Annotated in this window: 16 protein-coding genes and 1 riboswitch; of the genes, 7 read left to right on the top strand and 9 right to left on the bottom strand. The window is 49.4% G+C overall.

Annotated features, from left to right (window positions below; translation table 11 throughout):
• The first annotated feature begins 41 nt into the window (after positions 1–41).
• On the top strand, positions 42–491 hold the full coding sequence (locus M0415_RS19400) for a YybH family protein (protein WP_086902886.1): 450 nt from the start codon (positions 42–44) through the stop codon (positions 489–491).
• A 4-nt stretch (positions 492–495) separates the two neighbouring features.
• On the opposite strand, the gene M0415_RS19395 is transcribed toward M0415_RS19400, so the two are convergent.
• Both M0415_RS19395 and M0415_RS19390 read right to left on the bottom strand, forming a co-directional pair.
• Positions 496–1,296 carry an NRDE family protein gene (locus M0415_RS19395; RefSeq protein ID WP_249552931.1) on the bottom strand — a complete coding sequence of 267 codons (801 nt, stop codon included), beginning with the start codon at positions 1,294–1,296 and terminating at the stop codon, positions 496–498.
• 63 nt (positions 1,297–1,359) lie between these two features.
• On the bottom strand, positions 1,360–2,997 hold the full coding sequence (locus tag M0415_RS19390) for a ZIP family metal transporter (protein ID WP_249552933.1): 1,638 nt from the start codon (positions 2,995–2,997) through the stop codon (positions 1,360–1,362).
• Positions 2,998–3,290: 293 nt separating this feature from the next.
• On the opposite strand from M0415_RS19390, the gene M0415_RS19385 reads away from it, so the two are divergent.
• Both M0415_RS19385 and M0415_RS19380 read left to right on the top strand, forming a co-directional pair.
• Positions 3,291–3,884: a YhgN family NAAT transporter gene (locus M0415_RS19385; protein ID WP_011715396.1), complete on the top strand. Its 594-nt coding sequence runs from the start codon at positions 3,291–3,293 to the stop codon at positions 3,882–3,884.
• A gap of 295 nt (positions 3,885–4,179) precedes the next feature.
• Positions 4,180–6,750, top strand: a complete 2,571-nt coding sequence (locus M0415_RS19380; RefSeq protein ID WP_249552936.1) for an immune inhibitor A domain-containing protein — start codon at positions 4,180–4,182, stop codon at positions 6,748–6,750.
• Positions 6,751–6,815: 65 nt separating this feature from the next.
• On the opposite strand, the gene M0415_RS19375 is transcribed toward M0415_RS19380, so the two are convergent.
• Complete coding sequence (locus M0415_RS19375; RefSeq protein ID WP_249552938.1) at positions 6,816–7,379, bottom strand: chorismate--pyruvate lyase family protein; 564 nt, start codon at positions 7,377–7,379, stop codon at positions 6,816–6,818.
• A 101-nt stretch (positions 7,380–7,480) separates the two neighbouring features.
• Here M0415_RS19375 and M0415_RS19370 point away from each other — a divergent pair, with 101 nt between their 5' ends.
• Positions 7,481–7,891, top strand: a complete 411-nt coding sequence (locus M0415_RS19370; RefSeq protein WP_011715399.1) for a flagellar basal body-associated protein FliL — start codon at positions 7,481–7,483, stop codon at positions 7,889–7,891.
• A 59-nt stretch (positions 7,892–7,950) separates the two neighbouring features.
• Entirely contained in the window at positions 7,951–9,045 is a 1,095-nt protein-coding gene (gene rlmF, locus M0415_RS19365; RefSeq protein ID WP_249552940.1) for a 23S rRNA (adenine(1618)-N(6))-methyltransferase RlmF, read from the top strand.
• A gap of 43 nt (positions 9,046–9,088) precedes the next feature.
• On the opposite strand, the gene M0415_RS19360 is transcribed toward rlmF, so the two are convergent.
• From M0415_RS19360 to moeA, 4 genes are read right to left on the bottom strand one after another with little or no spacing between them, the layout of a single operon-like run.
• A complete protein-coding gene (locus tag M0415_RS19360) occupies positions 9,089–9,385 on the bottom strand; it encodes a putative hemolysin (RefSeq protein ID WP_249552941.1) in 297 nt (98 codons plus the stop codon).
• A gap of 25 nt (positions 9,386–9,410) precedes the next feature.
• A complete protein-coding gene (locus M0415_RS19355; protein ID WP_249552942.1) occupies positions 9,411–10,073 on the bottom strand; it encodes a Bax inhibitor-1 family protein in 663 nt (220 codons plus the stop codon).
• Positions 10,074–10,127: 54 nt separating this feature from the next.
• Positions 10,128–10,889 (bottom strand): molybdopterin-synthase adenylyltransferase MoeB, encoded by a 762-nt coding sequence (moeB, locus tag M0415_RS19350; protein ID WP_249552945.1) that lies wholly within the window; start codon positions 10,887–10,889, stop codon positions 10,128–10,130.
• Positions 10,890–10,900: 11 nt separating this feature from the next.
• On the bottom strand, positions 10,901–12,154 hold the full coding sequence (gene moeA, locus M0415_RS19345; RefSeq protein ID WP_220054366.1) for a molybdopterin molybdotransferase MoeA: 1,254 nt from the start codon (positions 12,152–12,154) through the stop codon (positions 10,901–10,903).
• A 326-nt stretch (positions 12,155–12,480) separates the two neighbouring features.
• On the opposite strand from moeA, the gene ftnA reads away from it, so the two are divergent.
• A complete protein-coding gene (gene ftnA, locus M0415_RS19340; RefSeq protein ID WP_011620966.1) occupies positions 12,481–13,017 on the top strand; it encodes a non-heme ferritin in 537 nt (178 codons plus the stop codon).
• 86 nt (positions 13,018–13,103) lie between these two features.
• Here the strand turns inward: ftnA and M0415_RS19335 are convergent, their stop codons facing one another.
• Together M0415_RS19335 and ribB are read right to left on the bottom strand one after the other, a co-directional pair.
• The gene (locus M0415_RS19335; protein ID WP_249552947.1) at positions 13,104–16,337 is read right to left on the bottom strand and encodes an EAL domain-containing protein; all 3,234 of its coding nucleotides are present in this window, start codon (positions 16,335–16,337) and stop codon (positions 13,104–13,106) included.
• 363 nt (positions 16,338–16,700) lie between these two features.
• A complete protein-coding gene (ribB, locus tag M0415_RS19330; protein WP_011715406.1) occupies positions 16,701–17,354 on the bottom strand; it encodes a 3,4-dihydroxy-2-butanone-4-phosphate synthase in 654 nt (217 codons plus the stop codon).
• Between the two features lie 211 nt (positions 17,355–17,565).
• Positions 17,566–17,800: riboswitch (FMN riboswitch) on the bottom strand.
• Positions 17,801–18,040: 240 nt separating this feature from the next.
• On the opposite strand from ribB, the gene M0415_RS19325 reads away from it, so the two are divergent.
• Entirely contained in the window at positions 18,041–20,176 is a 2,136-nt protein-coding gene (locus M0415_RS19325; protein WP_249552949.1) for a S9 family peptidase, read from the top strand.
• Positions 20,177–20,181: the final 5 nt, after the last annotated feature.

Below are 20,181 nucleotides of genomic sequence, written 5' to 3'. Positions count from 1 at the left end.
GGTTATAGTACAGTCTAACCTGATAGTTGGGGAGCGATACTATGTTGCGACAGGGATTGATGAAAAAACACATTTTACAGTGCCTCGCGGTACTGATGTTGCTGTTTGTCGGGCAGGTGAGTGCGGTGCCGACGGATGACATTGCCCAAATGCTAAAAGGTCAGGAAGATGCGTGGAACCGCGGCGATCTTGACGCTTACATGCAGGGTTATTGGAAGAGCGAACAGCTTAGATTTGTCTCTAATGGAAAGTTTCGTTACGGCTGGGATGAAACCCTTGCCGCCTACAAGAAAAACTATCCGAATAAAGAGGCGCTGGGTGAGCTGAAGTTCACCATCAAAGAAATCAAAATGCTCAGTAACTACGCCGCTATGGTCGTTGGGCGCTGGGATTTAAAGCGGCAAAAGGATGCGCCCACGGGGGTGTTTACCCTGCTGGTGGAAAAAATTGATGACCGCTGGGTGATCACTATGGACCACAGTTCGGACTGAACCACTAAAAATGGGCGAGACAGTCCGGCTCTTTAGGTAATTGTGACGGCAGGGTGAAGTGAAAATCCTGCTGCCCTAGTCGTCGCCCCTTACCGTCGTATCTTACCTCGGTAAATTGGACTTCCCCTTGGGCATTTTGCAGTAAAATGCTGGTGGAGCGGGTGCCATAGTCGGGGTGACGAATATAAATTGCCGCGAGTCGGCGTTCCCACTCTAGTCCGACGCCAGTGTCGGGGAGCTCGTTATCCTCTGGCCGCGAATCATCCTGCATCAATTGAATGAGCGACTCCAGCTCAAGCGGTCCTGATTGTTGGATGAGGGCCTCTAGCGAGCGTTGACCTTTAGCCATTTTCGGCCAGATATCATCGAGCGCGCCATTGCTTATGGCGTGGAATCCTGCCGTGAGTTTCACCGTGTTCCGCTTAAGACTGTTAAAGCAATAGAGATTAGTACCTTGGCCAAACACGAGATTAAATGGCTGATAATCTTCGGCGTGTTCCTCAAGCCAGTTAGGGCAGATAAGCGAACCCGAGCTTAAGGCCTTAATGATCAGCTCGCCGCGACTGCGCATCGGCTCTTGGGACTTTTGCGCCACCCTTAGGTTGGTGACTCCCGCAATTTGCCCCTGTTTATTCACCCCAAGCCAAGTGCCCCCTGCCTGCAAATCTTTGCCCGCGAGCATATTCTGCTCCGGTGGCCAAAATTGTGCTGGTGCTGTGGGTCTGTGGTGAAACTCATCCCGATTGGCGCAAATGATCAGCGGATACTGGGGATGTGTTTTAAGGGCGACAAAGAGTATGCACATAACAGGCTAAATTAATCCTAGGAGTAGGATTAACTTAGCCTGTCTGTGATCAAATGAACAGTGCTAGTGATGGTGCTTATTTGCATCGCTATGGCTGTGGCCGCCACTCTGATGTGAATGAGAGTGTGTATGGCTGTGACTATGGGCGCTTTCTGCTACCGAGGTATGCGCGTGTGCATGATCATGGCCGTGCTTATGACCATGGCTAGCCGGTTTTAACATCATCAAGCGGCGTAAGAACTTACGTGGCCCTAGGCGCAGTAAGCTCGCGGCAAATAAGCCTGATAGAACCAGCAAGGCGGCCAAGTTAATTGCCTCAGGCAAGGTGATTAAAGAGAACCACATAGGTAACCTGATAGCGGCGACGAGGGCGACGGCAATTATCGCCAGTAAAACACCGCGCTGCGGCCAGCTCATGAGTTTCAGTTGGGCGATGTTCAGTACGGGCGCTGCAATCAGAGGCAGTATGATGGCAATTGGGCTCCAGCCGCTGTAGGCGAGGGCAATCGACAGTACTGCTGCACCTAAATTACAGAAGCGCATAGGTAAAAAGACCAACAAGAGTACGGCAATCTGCAACATAGGATTGCTTAACGGTACCGAAGGATGGCCGATTAGATTGACTAGCACTAGGCTGAGGAGCACCCAAGGGGCACTGCGATCAACCAGATGGGCAAAGCCAAAGCGCAGCGCATTGTTGGGCAACTTGCTGTGGGGATCGGTTATCTCGACCCGAGCGTGGGCCAGATAAGCACTCATAATAAACACCACGAGTAGCTGGAATAGCGCCAGCCAAGGGCCGAGCAGTAGAGCGGTGAGCACAAGTGCCTCTGGGCCCGCTAAGCGTTGGAACCAACGGCGAGCGAGGCTGTTATCCTGCGGAGTTAAGCCTAACTGGAATCGCAGCGCGGCCGCGGCATAGCTGAGTAAAAGTACCGGCGCTATGGTCATTAACCAAGTGGTTAGCTGTTCGGTGCTGTGATCGTGGTGAGCATGGTCATGGCCGCCAGAATCCATCAGTAACAGCACCATCAACAATCCAATCCCCAATAAACTGCCGATACCGGCCTGATATTCATACTGGCCTTGCTTATCGGTATCGTGTTGACCATGGGGTTGATGCAGCACAACGTGCAGGATTGAGCCTGTCACAAAGGCTTGTAAATAAACGGTATTATCTAAACTTAGCTGGGATAATAATTGCTCGCCCGCGAAATAACCCACGCCAGTGAGCAACATCATGGCGACTAATACGAGACTTGCCCAACGGGTTCCGACTTGAGGCTTGAGTAACCACCAAATCGCGAGGCCGACGGGCAGGCGATGCAATATCACCCCGAGCGCCAATAGGCTGGAATTGCCATCCTGCTGCGCCAGCACCATAGCGCCGCCATCTGTGATGGTGTGCAGTAAAAGACCACCAATGCCTAGTGACAGGGTGAGATTATGGGTGATCTCTGAGTAGCGGTGGAATAAGCGTTCGCTGGCGGTCGGTCCCCAGAGGCCGAGGACGACAAAGACGATGGCCAATAGGCCGCCATGCTCGAGCAATTCAGGCAAAATATGGATCAGCACTAGCCCGCCTAAAGAGACGAAGATAAAGCCATCGAGTCCCTTCTGTAAGCCGCTGCCCGATGAAAAGTAGCGATAAAACAGTGGTCCGATTAAGAGTGCGATACAGCTAGCGAGAAGATAGAGCATGGATTCCACGAATTTTGCTGAAAAAACGCCATAGTATACCAGTTGTAATCAAAATGAGCAGCGACTTACTGGCAATTTACTCAAGCGACAATGACCTATCATTGTAGGCGCAGAAATCCATTCAGCGTTCGAGGGCCTTATCTCAGTGCGGCTTGGCATTTGGCGGGGGAAATTGACAATGGCATGCTGGCTTAGGGCCATCATTAGGAATTTTATAGATAATTTTTCACATCTGTAACGCGAAAAAGTTATACAATATCGGCTCATGTTGGCTTGGGTGTTGATAACGTTAAATGGATATATTTTCTGCTGCGGTAATGTTGTTTTTGATCATGGATCCCCTCGGTAATTTACCGATTTTCGCGTCGATTTTAAGGCATATCGACCCGAAAAAACGTCGTAGGGTTTTGATCCGCGAACTGATTTTCGCATTATTGATCATGTTGGCCTTCCTGTATGCCGGCGAAGCCATCCTCAGTTTCTTAAATCTACGTTCCGAGTCAGTCAGTATTGCTGGCGGGATTATCCTATTCCTGATCGCCATTCGAATGATTTTCCCTCAGCCGGGCGGCGTGGTTGGTCTTGCGGCGGGAGAGGAACCCTTTATCGTCCCTATGGCCATTCCATTGATGGCGGGACCATCGATTCTGGCTGCGCTGATTTTACTTGCTCACACCGACAGCTCTCGCATGGGGGACTGGACGATAGCGCTAGTGTCTGCGTGGGGAGCGAGTGCAGTTATCCTAATGTTCTATAAGCTCTTTACCCGTATGTTGGGTGAAAAAGGCCTAACGGCTGTTGAGCGCTTAATGGGCATGGTACTGGTGATGATATCGGTGCAAATGTTCCTCGATGGGGTTTCAAATTATATGAAAACCGCCAGCTAAACCTAGCTTTGTTTTGCAAGAACCGCATTGACGCCCGTTAATGCGGTTTTTTTATGCCTAAGGGGCGATGAGGAGCGTTTGCTGAATAACGGCTGACAAAACATAAAAAGAATCCCATCCCTGAATGTATCAAGTTGTTACGCAAAAATAGTCCTGATATGTTTTTACATCCCCCGAAATTGGGGATGGTATTCAAGATCGCGAGCCGCCAAAAACAAACTTGCCATAGAGCAAATAGGCACTAGCCTTAGAAAATAGCTTAGCTACAGCGCACATTGTGACGGAAGGAAGAGTAATGCGAAGTTCAAGAAGTATCACAGCGTTAGGATTGATGTTGGCCTTGCTGAGTGGCGCAAGTATTGCGGCGCCCAATCATACGCCAGCGGATGCAGGGGTCATCAATAAAGAAAGGATCCTCTATTGGTTGATCAAGCGGGGAGAAGTCTCCGCAGATGCCAGCGACAGCGTTAAGCAAGCGGCCGTTGAAGCCTATATTGCCCGTGCCAACCTAGCCCAGCCCAAAGAGCCTAGAATGGTGATTGAGGCCGAGCAGGATAGGCTGCAAAAAGCCAAGTCGACGGCGATGATGCGCGCCCCTGCACAGCGGGTGTTAGCGGATGCCGACGTGACCAAAACGGTAAAGGTATTAACCGTTCTAATTGATTTTCCTGATTTAAAGTATAACAACAATGGTTTAACGGCGAGTGATACCGACATGTATTACTCCAGTTACCCCGCTTCTCACTATAAAAATTTACTCTTCTCCACCACAGGTTTTAATGGTCCTCAAGGGCAGACCTTAGATTCGGCCTATCAATATTACCAAGCTGTTTCGGGCAAGACTTTCTTCTTCACGGGCGATGTGAAAGGTTGGTACACCGCGAGCCAAAATGCCGATTACTATGGCGCGAATAATGCTGGCAGGGGAAGCGATGCAAATGTGACTGAGCTGGTTAAAGAGGCGGTCAGCCAAGCGGTTGCTAATATGTCGGAGGCGGAACTCGCCACCTATGATGTTGAAGACCCATACGATTTTAATGATAACGGCAATCTAAATGAGCCCGATGGCATAATTGACCATGTGATGATTTTCCACTCGAGTATTGGGGAAGAGACTGGGGGCGGCAAATTAGGGGATAACGCGATTTGGTCGCATCGCTATTATGTTGACCAAAGCACGCAAGGTTATAGCCTACCTGGGTCGTCCAAAAAACTCTTTGGTTACACCATACAACCAATCGATGCGGCAACCGGGGTATGTACCCATGAGTTTGGCCATGATCTGGGTTTGCCCGATGAGTATGACACTACAGAAAACGATAACCAAGACGGCTCACCAGTGGGTTATTGGTCTTTAATGTCTTCGGGTAGCTGGACAGGCGCTCTTGCGGGAACTAAGCCTAGCGGTTTTAGCCCCTATGCACGCTCCTATTTGCAGACAAAATATAAAGGTAAATGGCTGAATGAGCGTGAAATCAGCTTAGACAGTATTCCTAGATCTGGTATGGAAGTGACACTGAATCAGGCGTCAAATCAAGACCTAGTGAATCAGATCTCGATTCCTCTCCCCGCAGCGCCGATAGCCTTTAAAACGCCCTATCAAGGGAGTTACCAGTACTATTCGGGCCAAGGAAATATGCTGAGTAATAGCATGAGCTTAACGGCAAACCTGCCGGCGACGAGTGAGAAACTCACTCTTGCGATGCAGGCGAGTTGGGAAATTGAAGCCGATTACGACTATATGCAGGTCAGAGTTGACGGTGTGGCGATTGCGGGTAATTACACTAAGTCCGTCAACGCGATTAACCGTGCCCGACATATTATTACGGGTAACTCATCGAGTATTTCGACCGCAGTAGGCAGTGATGCTTGGGTGGGGTTGGAATATGACTTATCAGCCTACGCTGGCAAAGCTGTGACGATTGAATTTACCTATGTGACCGATGAGGCGACAACCGAGTCGGGTATCACTATCGACAATATCAGCATCAAGCAAGGTGCAACGGAGTTGTATGCCGATAATGCTGAGATTGCGGGTAAAGCCACTCTGGCAGGTTACAATCGTATTACCGACACTCGTCTTGGTCCTGCATCCCGTTATCTTATCCAGTTACGCAGTCATAATGGTGTCGATGCTGGATTAAAGAGTAAAGGTTTTGATCCCGGAGTACTCCTGTGGTTAGAGGATTTTAGTTACCAGGATAACAATGTGTCTGATCATCCTGGCCACGGTTTGATTGGGGTAATTGATGCGGATCAGAACATGATTGGCAACAACTCGACCGATGTACAAATCCGCGATGCAGCCTTTAGTACGGTAAGACAAACGGCTTACAGCGGCGATAATAACCTCGAGCCTGTGAGCCTGTTTGACGATAGTTTCGATTATAGTGCACCGCTACAACCTCAATCGGGTATGGTGTTGCAAAAACTGGGTTTGACGATGCAAGTGGTCTCTCAAGCCAGCGATAACAGCACAGCGGTGATCCGTTTAGCCAATGCGAATGCCGATCCAGCGTTAACTCCCTTAACCGCTGGTTTTAGTGTCATTGCCAACCAGCTCACGGTGAACTTTAGCAACACCTCGGTAGGTGGCGTTGGTAGCCTAAGTTACACATGGAACTTTGGCGATGGCACCTCAAGCACTTCGGCATCGCCAACCCACACTTACACTCGCGCGGGCACTTACACTGTCACGCTGACGGTGAAAGATACTCAAAACGCTACCGCAAGCAGCAGTTCAAGCGTAACCGTGACAGCACCAACGACACCTGCTGAAACATCGAGTGGCGGCGGTGGTGGCAGTCTAGGCTGGCTGAGTTTGATGCTGCTCGGTGGCTTTGCGTGGCGACGCCAGCGTCAATAAGCGGATGTGTTAACGAAAAATGCCTCTGATATAGAGGCATTTTTGTTTTAGCGTAGAGGTTAGGACTATAGCCTAGCCATCGTTTGCACCGCGGCCGGGAGGAACATTTCGCTGACAAACATTTCCTCCTCGTCATGGTGGAAATATCGGCGTCTGCCCCAGAGCTCGTGTTCGACGTTTTGCGCTAAACTCTGAGCGAGCTGAGCGAGGCGACTGTCGGTGGTAAAGCGGGCTATTTCGATGCGACCGGGCACAAAACTGTCTTGGCTAAACAATAATTCGCCCAGAGGACGTGTACCTAGGCCTAAAAAATCGGCTTGGCGGGTCGATAATAAAGATTGTGGGATCAAGGTTCTAGCAAAGACCCAAGGCACAGAATCGAGGCAGAGTAACACTTCTCGCACCCAAACGGCATTTTGCTTGGGATATTCCCCTTCGAGCGGGGCACATTGGCCTTCACCGAGGATTTTGACTTCGAACTTATCACAACAGCCCTTGAGCTTTTGTGTCAGGCTTCCCGGTGCCAGCAACCATTCTTTAAGGGGAGAAGAGGGAAGATTTTTGGCGTTATCGGCACAAAACCATTGAATAGATTCGCCATAGGGGAAGCTTAAGCTGGTCACATTCATTAAATACTCGTTACAATATAAGCAAACGTCGGCAGTCTACCAGATAGATTGGGAAGTTTCTTCCATTGACCATTATTGTTTTTAGGGAGCTGTAAACCGCGATGAAAAAATTATTATCAGCCTGCCTGATCTTATTCAGTGTTGTATTGAGTGCATATGCGGCCGACGAGAAAGAAGCGACTCCCGCTGGGGATTATGCTTACTACGGTTTCGAACCCGAAATCGTGACTAACTATATTTCAAACCGCAAAAAACTGGGGTTTGTGAAGATCAGTGTCGAGCTGATGGTCAAAAATCCCGATGATCTCGTCATCGTCGAGCGCCATGATCCGCTGCTGCGCGCCGCGATTATCGAAGTGCTGGGTAATCAGGCTGAAGAAAAGATTAAGTCCCTCACTGGCCGTGAAGAAATCCGCCGCGAGTGCTTCGATACTGTGAATAATCTGCTGACCAAAGAAGCGGGTAAGCCCTTAGTGGTCAACCTACTGTTTACCTCTTATCTTTACGATTAATTCCGCCACTATGTTGAGGGCTGATCCTTGGATTAGCCCGCCCTTGTTGATAAGTCATTATGCCTAAACCTGCCATTAAAACTGCCGCTAAATCCGTGATGTCATCCGCAGGTAAACGGGGCAAGCCAAGCACGCCAAAATCAGTAGCTAAACCTCAAACCACCAAACCTAAAACGGCGACTAAGCTCAAGGCGAAGCACGGCGAGCAGAAGCGCTTACATCCGCGTAATTTGCACATTAATGGTTATGACTTTCCGGCCCTAATGGCGAGTTTTCCAAAGCTAAAAACCTTTGTCCAGCCCACGCCCTATGGCGCCTTATCTATCGATTTTGCCGATCCCTTCGCGGTAAAAAACCTGAATGCGGCGCTCTTGAAACATCATTATGGGCTGGCGTTTTGGGATATTCCCAAGGGCGCGCTGTGCCCGCCAATCCCTGGGCGGGTCGACTATCTACATTACTTGGCCGATCTGTTATTTGAGGGCGGCAAAGTTAAGCGCGCTGCGGCGATTCATGCCTTAGATATTGGCACTGGAGCAAATGGCGTTTATGCCATCCTAGGGCATCAAGTGTATGACTGGCAGTTTGTCGCCTCGGATATTAATCCTCAGTCGCTCACCAATGTGCAGCGGATTATCGACAATAACCCGAGCTTGAAGGGGCACTTATCCTTAAGGCGGCAGCAGGATGACAAGGCGGTCTTTAAGGGGATCATTCAGGCCTCTGATCGATTCGAGTTAACCCTGTGCAATCCTCCCTTTCATGGCTCGTTAAAAGAAGCGAGTGAAGGCTCGCTGCGCAAGGTGCGTAATCTGCAACTTAATCGTGGTGAGCAGCCTAAAGCGACCAGCGCGACCTTAAACTTTGGTGGTCAAGCGGCGGAGCTATGGTGCCAAGGGGGAGAAAAGCAATTTTTAACCACTATGATCCGCGAGAGCCACGCGTTTGCCGAGCAATGTTTGTGGTTTACCAGCTTAGTGTCTAAGCAGGAGAATCTAAAGCCCTGTTATCAGGCTTTGGAAAAGTTAGGTGTCGATACAGTAAAAACCATTGAGATGCAGCAGGGCAATAAGGTCACTCGGGTGCTCGCATGGAGTTTCCATTCGCAGGCTAAACGTTTGCAGTGGCGTAATCAGGTCATCAGCGGGACATAAAACAACAGGCGCCGAGAGCGCCTGTTTTTTTACTTAGCCTCAATTACTGGGCGTTTTCCTGTGGATGGTCGCGGCGAAATAGCGCCCACTCATCAATTTTTTCACCGCTTGGCAAAGTACAAATGCCATGTTCTCCTTCAGCAGTCTTTTGGATTTCTGAGGTGCCGCCCAGTGAGACGCAATATTCGGCGGCTGGGTTGGCGATTTGCACTTTAGTCCCTGCTTTAGCTTCGGTTTTTACTGCGGCGGGCGCCTGAGTTGTCGGCTCAGTCTTCTCGCCGCAGCCGACTAAGCTGCCGCACATGATCAGGCCGATTAACAGTGGTGAGGTAAATTTCATGCTGTTTTCCTTGTCGTTGAGTGACTTATTTACGTCCTAAAATCCGCAAAATACGCAGAAATAGGTTGATGATATCCATATACAAAGCGGCGGCACTGTCGACGGCATTATCGACGGTTTTCGGGATTTGATTCGCGCGGCCCCAATCGTAGCCAATATAGCCGCAGAAAATGAGCACAACTATCCAATCCAAAATGCCGTGGTGGGTTTTAAAGATAAATATTTCAATCAGTTCAACGACTATCACTAATAACAATGCGATAGTCAGCACCCCGGCGATTTTCTGGAAGAAGGCTGGGAACATAGTCCCCAAACACATCATGGCGATAGTGACTAAACCCGTGATTCGAATCGCCTCGGTCACCAGCTCAGGGTCGTACTGGCTAACGACCATATTAATGATCAAGCCAAAGGGCACGACCACAAAGTTGTAGCCGATAAAGCTGACGAGGGGGTTACTCGAACTTTGAAATAAGTAAATCCCAAAGAAACACGAAGCGAAGTAACCGATAAAGAAAACCCAAGGGTTAACGCTGGCAATCGCTTCGGGGTCGATATGGCTGACCATTATATAGTTCACGGCAAAACCCCAAAGTAGGGTTAAGCCAATCACTAAATTATAAAGACCCGCACCTATGAGAGTATCATCGGTAGTGCGGCGGTCAAATACGCTGTTTTCAGAATCCATTGATTTTTATATCCTTAATTGTAGAAAGCGTGCTAAGTGGTAAAGGTTAATCTGTCACTCACCACAAATCTTGCAGTGGGGTTGTTTAGGGAGTTTCATTTCGCGAAATTCCATGGTCATGGCATCGATCATCAATATTCGTCCAGCGAGTGTCTTGCCCATCCCCGCAATCACTTTAATGGCTTCAACCGCCTGTAAGCAGCCGACCATGCCGACCACGGGGGCGAGAATGCCGGACTCCACACAGCTGAGTTGCTGTTCGCCAAAAAGTGAACTAAAGCAATGATAACAAGGTGTTTGCCCTTGATAGTCGAAGACAGTAACCATGCCTTCCATACGAATCGCGGCGGCTGAGACCAGTGGTATCTTGTGCTTAAAACAGCTCTGATTTAACTGCTCACGCACACTGACATTATCGGTGCAATCGACCACGATACTGTGGCTGGCGACTAAGGCGTCGATCTCATGGTCATCCAATACCGCATTGATGGTATTGATTTTAACGTGAGGATTGAGTCGGTTAAGGCTCTGCTTGGCCGACTCGACCTTAGGTTGGCCGATAGTCGCATCCTGATGCAGCACTTGGCGCTGCAAATTAGAAAGTTCGACCGTATCGAAATCCACTAGAGTCAGCTCGCCAATGCCCGCAACGGTGAGATATTGCCCCGCCGCGCAGCCTAAACCGCCGGCGCCAATCATCAAGACTTTGGCGAGTTTTAAGCGCTCTTGGCCGTCGATATCCATCGCCTTGATGGATATTTGGCGACTGTAGCGGGTGAGTTCGCCGTCGCTGAGGATCTCTAGTTGTTCATTCATCGAGGCGTACCTTAGCAGAGCACTGAATTAAAAGGTTCAACCGTCACTTGCGTGCCCACTGGGGTGTCACCTTGGAATTGCTCCAGCAGTACGAAACAATTTGCCAGACTCATAGAGGTCAACATGCCCGAACCTTGGCTGCCCGTGATGGCCACTTCCAATTCGCCCTGTGCATTGCGGGATAAAATGCCGCGCTGATATTCGACACGGCCGGGCTGTTTACGCACGGGAGTTGTCAGAGTGGCTGACAGCATCAGTGGTGCTTTAGGGGTTAAGCCCTGCATCTTATTCAGAATGGGCCACACCAACTTGTAGAAGGTCACCATGGAAGAGACGGGATTGCCCGGTAAGCCGCAGAATACCGCCTTGCCTATGCGTCCCATGGCAAAGGGTTTGCCCGGTTTAATGGCGAGTTTCCAGAAGGTGATTTTGCCTTCTTCATCAAGAATTTGCTTAGTAAAATCTGCTTCGCCGACCGAGACGCCGCCCGAGGTTAATACCATATCCGCTTGGCTTGCGGCATGACGAAATGCGTGGCGAATGGCCTCTGGGTCGTCGGCTATCACGCCTAAATCCAGCCATTCCACATTGGCGCGGCTGAGTAAACCTTGGATGGAATAACGGTTCGAATCGTAAATTTGTCCCGGTGCTAAGTCGCTGCCCACGGGGCGCAGTTCATCACCAGTGGAGAAAAACGCGACTTTGAGTTGGCGATAAACCCGCACCTGACTCACGCCAATGGTGGCTAATACGCCGAGTTCGGCGGCTTTAATTTCGATGCCCGCCTTCAAGACTTTAGTGCCTTGCAGCAGCTCTTCACCGCGGCAACGCACATTGGCGCCCTTAGCCTTAGGGTGATTGATTTGGATTTGATTGCCCTGCGCTTGGGTCTCTTCCTGCATTTGCACTGTGTCATAACCCGCTGGCACTGGTGCGCCCGTCATAATACGCACGCAGGAGTGAGGGGTGATTTCACCTTCAAAACCATGGCCAGCAAAGGAGCTACCAATCAGGGTTAGTGTGGTTTGATTGGTCTGACTGTTTAAGTCGGCGAAGCGAAAGGCGTAGCCGTCCATTGAGGAGTTATCGAAGGGCGGCAAATCGATGCAAGAGGCCAAATCCTCGGCCAATACGCGGCCAAGCGCATGGGGAAGGGTAACGACTTCTGTGTCTGACACTGGGCTAACCTGCTCAAGCAGAAGGGGAATGGCTTGATCTGGATGCATTAAGCTAGGTTGCGAACAAGGATCGGCTTTCACGGACATCGGGTCTTCCTTATGGGCAAAAGGTTGGGCAAATATGCTGGCTATTATGCCACGCTGTGCTTGCTTGGCTATGATCTGCATAGGGGTTTATGTGATTTGTCAGACAGTTTTGCTTAAGTCATGCCTAAAGAAAACGCTTGCAAGACGTCATTTTGCGATGACTTGGATATGCTGCTAAATACGAGTCTATGAACAAATGAAAATCATTTTTATCAATGAATCATTAACTTAGCTCTATAAACAAAGGTAAATTTTGTTGCTTTTGGCGACGCCCTTCATGACAATGTGTGCCAAGATTTCAGTTCGAATGCCCAAGAGGATTAACTATGCTGTCTGCAACCATGATCGAAAAGTTGAATGAACAAATTAATATGGAGTTCTTCTCCTCTAATTTATACCTGCAAATGAGTGCATGGTGTGAAGATCAAGGCTTTGAAGGCGCAGCAAAATTTATGCGCGAACATGCGGACGAAGAGATGGGCCATATGCGTCGTTTGTTCACCTATGTGAGCGAAACTGGCGGCTTACCTCTACTGGGTGCCATTGAAGCGCCGCAGTCACAGTTTGACTCTCTGCTGGCGTTATTCGAGCTGACCTATGAGCATGAGCAATTGATCACCAGTAAGATCAATGCCTTGGCCCATGCAGCCTTTTCAAACCAAGATTATTCGACCTTCAACTTCCTGCAATGGTATGTGGCCGAGCAGCACGAAGAAGAAAAGCTGTTTAAGTCGATTGTCGATAAGATCCGTTTAGTGGGCGAAGATGGTAAAGCTCTGTTCTTTATCGATAAAGATTTAGCTAAGTTGGCATCAAAGGGCGGTGAGAGCATTATGAACCCCCAAAGCCAACCACAGGCTTAAGCCATTGCGATATTCAACGCGATAATAAAAAAGCAGCCTAGGCTGCTTTTTTAATGTCTATAATTTGTGGCTATAGGGTAAATCTATCAACTGTTTACACACTTCTCACGCGGCTCTAAGTGCAACATTTTCGGCAATGTCTGGCTGAGTAATGGGGTTATCTCATCGAATGGCAGTGGTTTAGAGAGTAAATAGCCTTGGGCATAGTGGCAGCCTAGGTCACGCAGAAACTTCCACTGCGCCTCGGTTTCGATTCCTTCGGCCACCAATTCCATTTCAAGGCTTTGCCCCATCATTACAATGGCCTTGACCAGATTGGCGTTCGAGCTGTTATCGAGGGCGTTTTCGACAAAACTGCGGTCAATCTTGATAACGGAAATCGGGAATTTCTTCAGATAACTCAAGGATGAATAGCCTGTGCCAAAGTCATCGATATAAATCTGCGAGCCTAAGTGACGAATCGATTCTAAGGTGCTTAGGCAGTGGCTGGCATCGCCCATCAGCATGCTCTCGGTGATCTCGATATGCACGTTTCTCGGGTTGATATGGTGACGATTAAAACATTCCTGCAGCACTTGGTCGAAACCTATGCCGCGGGTGTTAATGCATTGGCGGCTCGAGACATTGATCGCGACATTGAGTTTGAACCCCATATGTTGCCATTGCCTCAGGTCGTGCATGGCTTGGTTGAGTACCCATTCGCCCATAGGTTCGATAAGGCCAGTCTCTTCGGCGATACGAATAAAGTGATCCGGTGGGATCAGGCCTAAGTCTGGGTCTTGCCAGCGGATCAGTGCCTCAAGACTACACACTTTACCCGTTTTCATATCCACAATTGGCTGATAGTGAAGGGTAAATTCATCCTGAGCCACGGCGCGGCGCAGGCGCTGTTCAAGCTCCATGCGGGCAAACATGGCCTGGTTCATGCCAGAGGTAAAGTATTTAAAGTTGTTGCGACCAGCATCCTTGGCTTGATACATGGCCATTTCGGTATTACGGGTCAGCGAACTGACATCGAGTCCGTCTTCTGGGTAGACGCCAATGCCGAAACTGGCGGAAATCTGGATTTCCCGTTCATTTAAATTAAAGGGAGTCGCTAGGGTTTCGATAATCCGGCTCGCCATATGCTCGATGGCTAACTCATTGGTTAATCTTGGTAAAATAAGCACAAACTCATCACCGCCGATACGGGCGATAAAATCGTTTTTACCCATAATATTTTCTAACCGTTTGGCCACATCCTGCAGTAAGAGGTCGCCTGTCGCATGGCCTTGCACATCATTGATATATTTGAATTGGTCTAAGTCGATTAGCAGAATCGCTAGCTTGCGGGAGTCGTGTTGGGCGAGTTGGATTTCATGCTGTAGCCGCTCGTTAAACAGCTTGCGGTTGGGCAGTCCGGTTAGCGTGTCGAAGTTGGCTTGATACCAGAGATCCTGCTCATATTGTTTACGCTTACTGATATCCATAAATAAACCAATATGTTGGATTATTTCGCCCTGCTCATTGCGCACCACAGTAATTGCGAGGTACTCGGGATACACTTGGCCATCTTTGCGCTTATTCCAGATCTCACCTTCCCATTTGCCTTCTTTATGCAGCGCTTCCCACATGGCGGTGTAGTAATGATGAGGGTGGCGATTCGAGCTTAAAATCGAGGGGCTGCGGCCTTTAACTTCTTCGAGGCTATAGCCAGTGATCTGGCTAAAGGCGGGGTTAATCAGCTCGATATGGTTATCGGCATCCGTGACCATAATGCCTTCGGCGGAATAGTTAAACACGGCGGCGGCGCGGCTTAGGGCGTGGTTGGCCTTTTGGCGTTCGCTGATCATCCTATTCATCGCCTGTGCCATGCGGGCCAACTCGTCGGAGCCGGAAGCATCAATATTGATATTGAGCTGCGGATCGGCGGCCATTCGCTGCATATCATTGGCAATCTTGGTGATTTTCACCATAAAGCTGCGAATGATTTTTCGCCCCAGCCAGAGGGTTATTGCAGCGGTAAAAAATGCGGAGAATAAATATAACCCGAGCAAACTGAGTGACTTAGTTTGTTGTACTTCACTCTGGTGCGCCATATTTTCGGTGATTTCATCGCTGATGGCGTGCAGCTTATTAATCCTATCGCTGGTGAGCGACCACCAATGCTTACTGCTGACCGGATGCGGTGGCATTAACAGCTTGTCTATGGCCTCGCTCAGGCCGCTATCATTGACTTGGGCGAGGGCGGTGATTTCTTCGAGTGACAGTTGCTGTTGCTTCAACTGTTGCAGCTTAGACATACAGAATTGATATTGATCGACACTGTCTTCAATCGTCCTGACCGCCGCTTTGAGCTCGGGAATATTGCGGATTTCATGATTAAGTTCATCGAGATTCAGCTGGATAATTGCCTGCGCCTTAGTAAATTTCTCTAGCGCTGCAGCATCGCCCTTGATGAGGTAATCCTGAAAACTGTCAATCAAGCCACCGTAGCCTAAATGGGCATTAATATTTTGCACTAAGGTACTGACGCGGATTTGTTGCTCTATTTGTTGGCTAATCTTGAGGATGCGCAGATTCTCGGGGGAGGTCTGTACCTTGCGGATTAAGGACTGACGGTCAGAAATCGAGGCGTTGCTGGCATGCTCTATGGCTTGGCCATATTCATACATGATAGTGCTGATCGCGCGGTAGTCGTTAATGTTCAGCGTTTGCGACAGCAGCATTCGATTAATCGCACTGCGCTCTTTTACCGCCAGTTGTTGCACCATCAATAAGTTAAGCAAATCCGTGTAGGCGCGAGATTGCGCAATATCGTTGGTTTGTAACTGTAATTGCTGGATAAGTTTGACCAATTCCGTGTTGAACTGGTTATACAAATCGATAAAGGCCTTAGGATGTTGGTCGAGCGCCTCTTGGCGACCCGATGCTAGCCTATGACTTAACAGTGTTAGGGTATTGAGCTGCTCCTGCAACTGCGCGGCGGCGAGTTGATTGCGACCCAAGGCAGACATTAAAGCGCTTAAGGCTGAGCCATTGAGCAGGGTATCTAAGGCGTCTGAGGTAATCTGTTGTTGCTGTAGCAGGCGTGTTTCTTCTTGGGGGTAACCGGGGGCAGAAAGCTGGACACTGAGGCCGTATTCGTTATGCAGTTGGTAGAGTAGTTCGGTGGTTTGGGCGGTCGCTTGGATAGCCAGATGGTTCTGATTGGCGGAGCGATATTCCTTCACCAGCACATACATCCGCGACAACACAAAAATACTCATCATCAGCAAAGGTAGCAGTGAAAACAGAATCAACTTCTGCTTCAGGCTGAGATGCTGTAGCGTGGATGGCATGTAAACTTACTCCTACTTTTGCCCGGTTGGAGACATAAAAAATCAAGGCATAACCTTGATGTGTTAAAAGTGAAAAAAGACCGGGCACTGGGTGTGGATATTTAACATAGAAGCAAGAGGGTCGCGACCCCTAGTTTATGGATATCTAATCTAGCTCACGAAATTCAGAGATTTATTATATATAACTAACATACTATTTTTATTAGTGTATTTGCTCTCCTAGCAAACGAATCTTTTGTTTGTCTGTGATATTGAGCTTAATTTGATACAAATTCTCCCGCTTTTTAGCATGATGTTTGCTCAATAAAAAAGGACGTGGGCAGAGCCGACGTCCTTTAACTAGCATCCCGCTTTGGGGATTCATTAGCCAACGTTGGCTAATAACGACTTACGGTAAATAACGATATCTTCAATCGTCAGCACAGGCATATTGTGCTCGGCACCAAAGGCGATAATTTCTGGCAGACGCGCCATAGTGCCATCGGGATTGGTGACTTCACATAACACGCCCGCAGGCTTGAGTCCGGCTAGTTGCATTAAATCGATAGTGCCTTCGGTATGGCCACGGCGAGTTAATACGCCGCCGGGCTGGGCGCGCAGTGGGTACACATGGCCTGGGCGCGCTAAATCACTCGGCTTAGCATTGTCGGCGATAGCGGTTTTAATGGTTGTGACACGGTCAGCAGCCGAAACCCCAGTGGTGACACCCACTTTAGCTTCGATACTCACGGTAAAGGCAGTGCCATATTGGCTCGAGTTGTTTTCTACCATAGGTGGCAGCTCAAGGGCTTTGACCTTTTCATCCGGTAAACACAAACACACGATACCGCTGCATTCGCGAATGAGCATGGCCATTTGCGCATTGGTGAGTGACTCGGCGGCAAAAATTAAGTCGCCTTCGTTTTCTCTATCTTCGTCGTCGACGACCAACACACCTTGGCCTTGGCGCAGGGCTTCAAGACCCGCTTCAACGCGTTCGATAGCTGTACCAAAAGGAGCAAGTAAAGACTGATTCATGGTTAATATCCTTCAAAAATACGACATGGGAATTTCCAGAATCAGGGCGTGCAGAAATACAGCCGTTACCCCAAAGGGATTGAGCTGTAGCAATAGACCCATTTAAGCTCAATGGCTTACGTCGGCTCATTGCAAAATATGAGGCTAACATTCAGATGGCGATAGGTTTCGCTCATTGGCTGAAACGAAGCGCCTGCATCCTAATGTTGTCTTACATTCTCTTCCATCCGGACTCAGTACCGTTGCTATGTTTGCAAACAGTCCATTACCGTCGGCTCTGGAATAGTAGCGCTCGATAGGCATTAACCATCACGAGACAAGCTAAGTCACCAGATCTGCTGACCCCGAAATTGCGTTCGGGCGCTCGCGGGCTTTAGTGGGAGTGAAAACGGCTCACGACACTATTTACCGCCGGTGGGGAGTTTCACCCCGCCCTGAGAATTGTTGTTAGGCCTTGGCCTAAAAACGCGGTTATGTTGCGCCTATTTAGTTGGAATGGCAATAAAATCGCGCCATAAATTGGGCAATGTTTGCGCAAGCGCACAATGCCTTGAGAACCTAAAGCAAGCGCAATCTTTAGGAAACTCGCAACAAGCGCTAGCTTGGGTATATCATATCCGGCACATCAACTTATTGGCTTGCCGTCGTGCCCCACGATGGTGTTTGAACGTCACAAGGACGTATACATGCGCACTCTGCTGCTTACTTTAGGTCTCGCTATGCTATTACCCGGTTGCTCCACTCCAAAAGGGCAAGTCTCTGCGCCCGTTGCGGAAAAAATCCCCCATGTGATGACCTTGCACGGGGTCACTCGCACCGACGATTACTACTGGATGCGCGACGATAAACGCCAAGATCCTAAGGTGTTGGCGCATCTGAATGCCGAAAACCGTTACACCCAAGCCTACTTTAAGCCGCTTAAGTCATTGCAGGATGGGCTGTTTAACGAACTGACTGGGCGCCTCGTTGCCGATGAGTCGAGCGTGCCTTACCAATGGCACCAGCACAGCTATTACCGCCGCTACCAAGAGGGCGGCGAATATCCGCTGATCGCCCGCAAAGGCAGTGACGGGGTTGAGCAAATGATGCTGGATGTGAATGAGCGCGCTAAGGGCCATGAGTTTTATGGTTTAGGCGGCGTCAGCGTCAGCCCAGATGAAACCATGCTGGCCTTCGGTGAGGATGTGTTAAGCCGCCGCGTGTATCACATCTATTTTAAAGATATCGAGTCCGGCGCCATGATCACCGATGTGCTTGAAAACACAGAGGGACGCATCGTTTGGGGCAATGATAATCGCCATGTGTTTTATATCGCCAAAGATCTGCAAACCCTGCTGGGTTACCGTGTATATCGCCACGAACTCGGCACGCCACAATCGAGCGATGTGTTGGTGTATGAGGAGCAAGATGATGCCTACTACATCTCCCTCGGCAAGAGTTTAGACGAGTCGCAAATTGTGCTGTTCCACGAGAGCACCACAACCAGCGAAGTGTCGGTGCTGGATGCTAACGATCCACTAAGCCTGTTCAAACCTGTGCTCGCGCGGGAAGAAGGCCATGAATACAGCGTTTCTAAACTGGGCGACAGCTATTACATTCTGACCAACTGGCAGGCGACTAACTTCCGTTTGATGAAAGTAGCGATTAAGGATGCTGCCGATAAGTCCAAATGGCAGGAAGTGGTTGCCCATAATCCCAATGCGCGCATCGAAGACGAGCTGGTGCTGAAGGATTACCTGATTATTCAAACCCGCGAGAATGGCCTGACGCGCATTAAAGTGATGCCATTCAATGGTCAAAAGCCCTTTGAGCTAAGTTTTGATGAACCCGCCTATGTGCTGGGTTTAGATGTTAACGCCCAGCAAGATAGCGACAAATTGCGGATTTTCTACTCGAGCCTGACCACGCCCGAGGCGATTTATGAGTACCACTTAAGCAATCCCGATAGACGCGATCTGCTTAAGCAGGAACAAGTGCTCGGTGGCTTCGATGCCAGCCAATATCGCGCCGAACGTTTATTTGTCACCGCCCGTGATGGCGCTAAGGTGCCGGTGTCCTTGGTGTATCGTAAGGATAAGTTCAAGAAAGACGGCACCAACCCTCTGTACCAATATGGTTATGGTTCCTATGGTTACACTGTAGAGCCTGACTTTTCTTCGTCGGTGATCAGTCTGCTCGACCGCGGCTTTGTATATGCCATCGCCCATGTGCGCGGCAGCGAAATGTTAGGTCGCCCTTGGTACGATGCGGGTAAGTTGCTGAATAAGAAGAATACCTTTTATGACTTTATCGATGTCACCACCGCCTTAACCGAGCAAGGTTATGGCGATAAAAATAAAGTGGTGGCCTCGGGCGGCAGTGCTGGTGGGTTATTAATGGGCGCGATTGCTAATATGGCGCCTGAAAAGTACTTTGCCATTGCAGCACACGTGCCCTTTGTGGATGTGGTCACGACCATGCTCGATGAGTCAATTCCGCTCACCACCAACGAGTACGATGAATGGGGTAATCCAAACGAGAAGACCTATTTCGACTATATGCTCAGCTACTCGCCCTACGACAATGTTGCCGACCACGAGTACCCACACCTGTTGGTCACCACAGGTTTGCATGATTCACAGGTGCAGTATTTCGAGCCTGCGAAATGGGTAGCAAAACTGCGTGAAGTGCAAAATAAATGGTACAAACTGGACGATAAGGTGTTGTTATTCGACGTCAATATGGATGCTGGGCACGGTGGTAAGAGTGGCCGTTACCGCCAGTATCAAGACACAGCGCAGGAATATGCCTTCTTCTTAAGCCTGCTCGGCATGACTAAGTAGGCGCC

This window comes from Shewanella sp. 10B (assembly GCF_023475885.1).
Taxonomy (GTDB): domain Bacteria; phylum Pseudomonadota; class Gammaproteobacteria; order Enterobacterales; family Shewanellaceae; genus Shewanella; species Shewanella mangrovisoli.
This window is presented reverse-complemented; position numbering and strand designations above follow the sequence as displayed.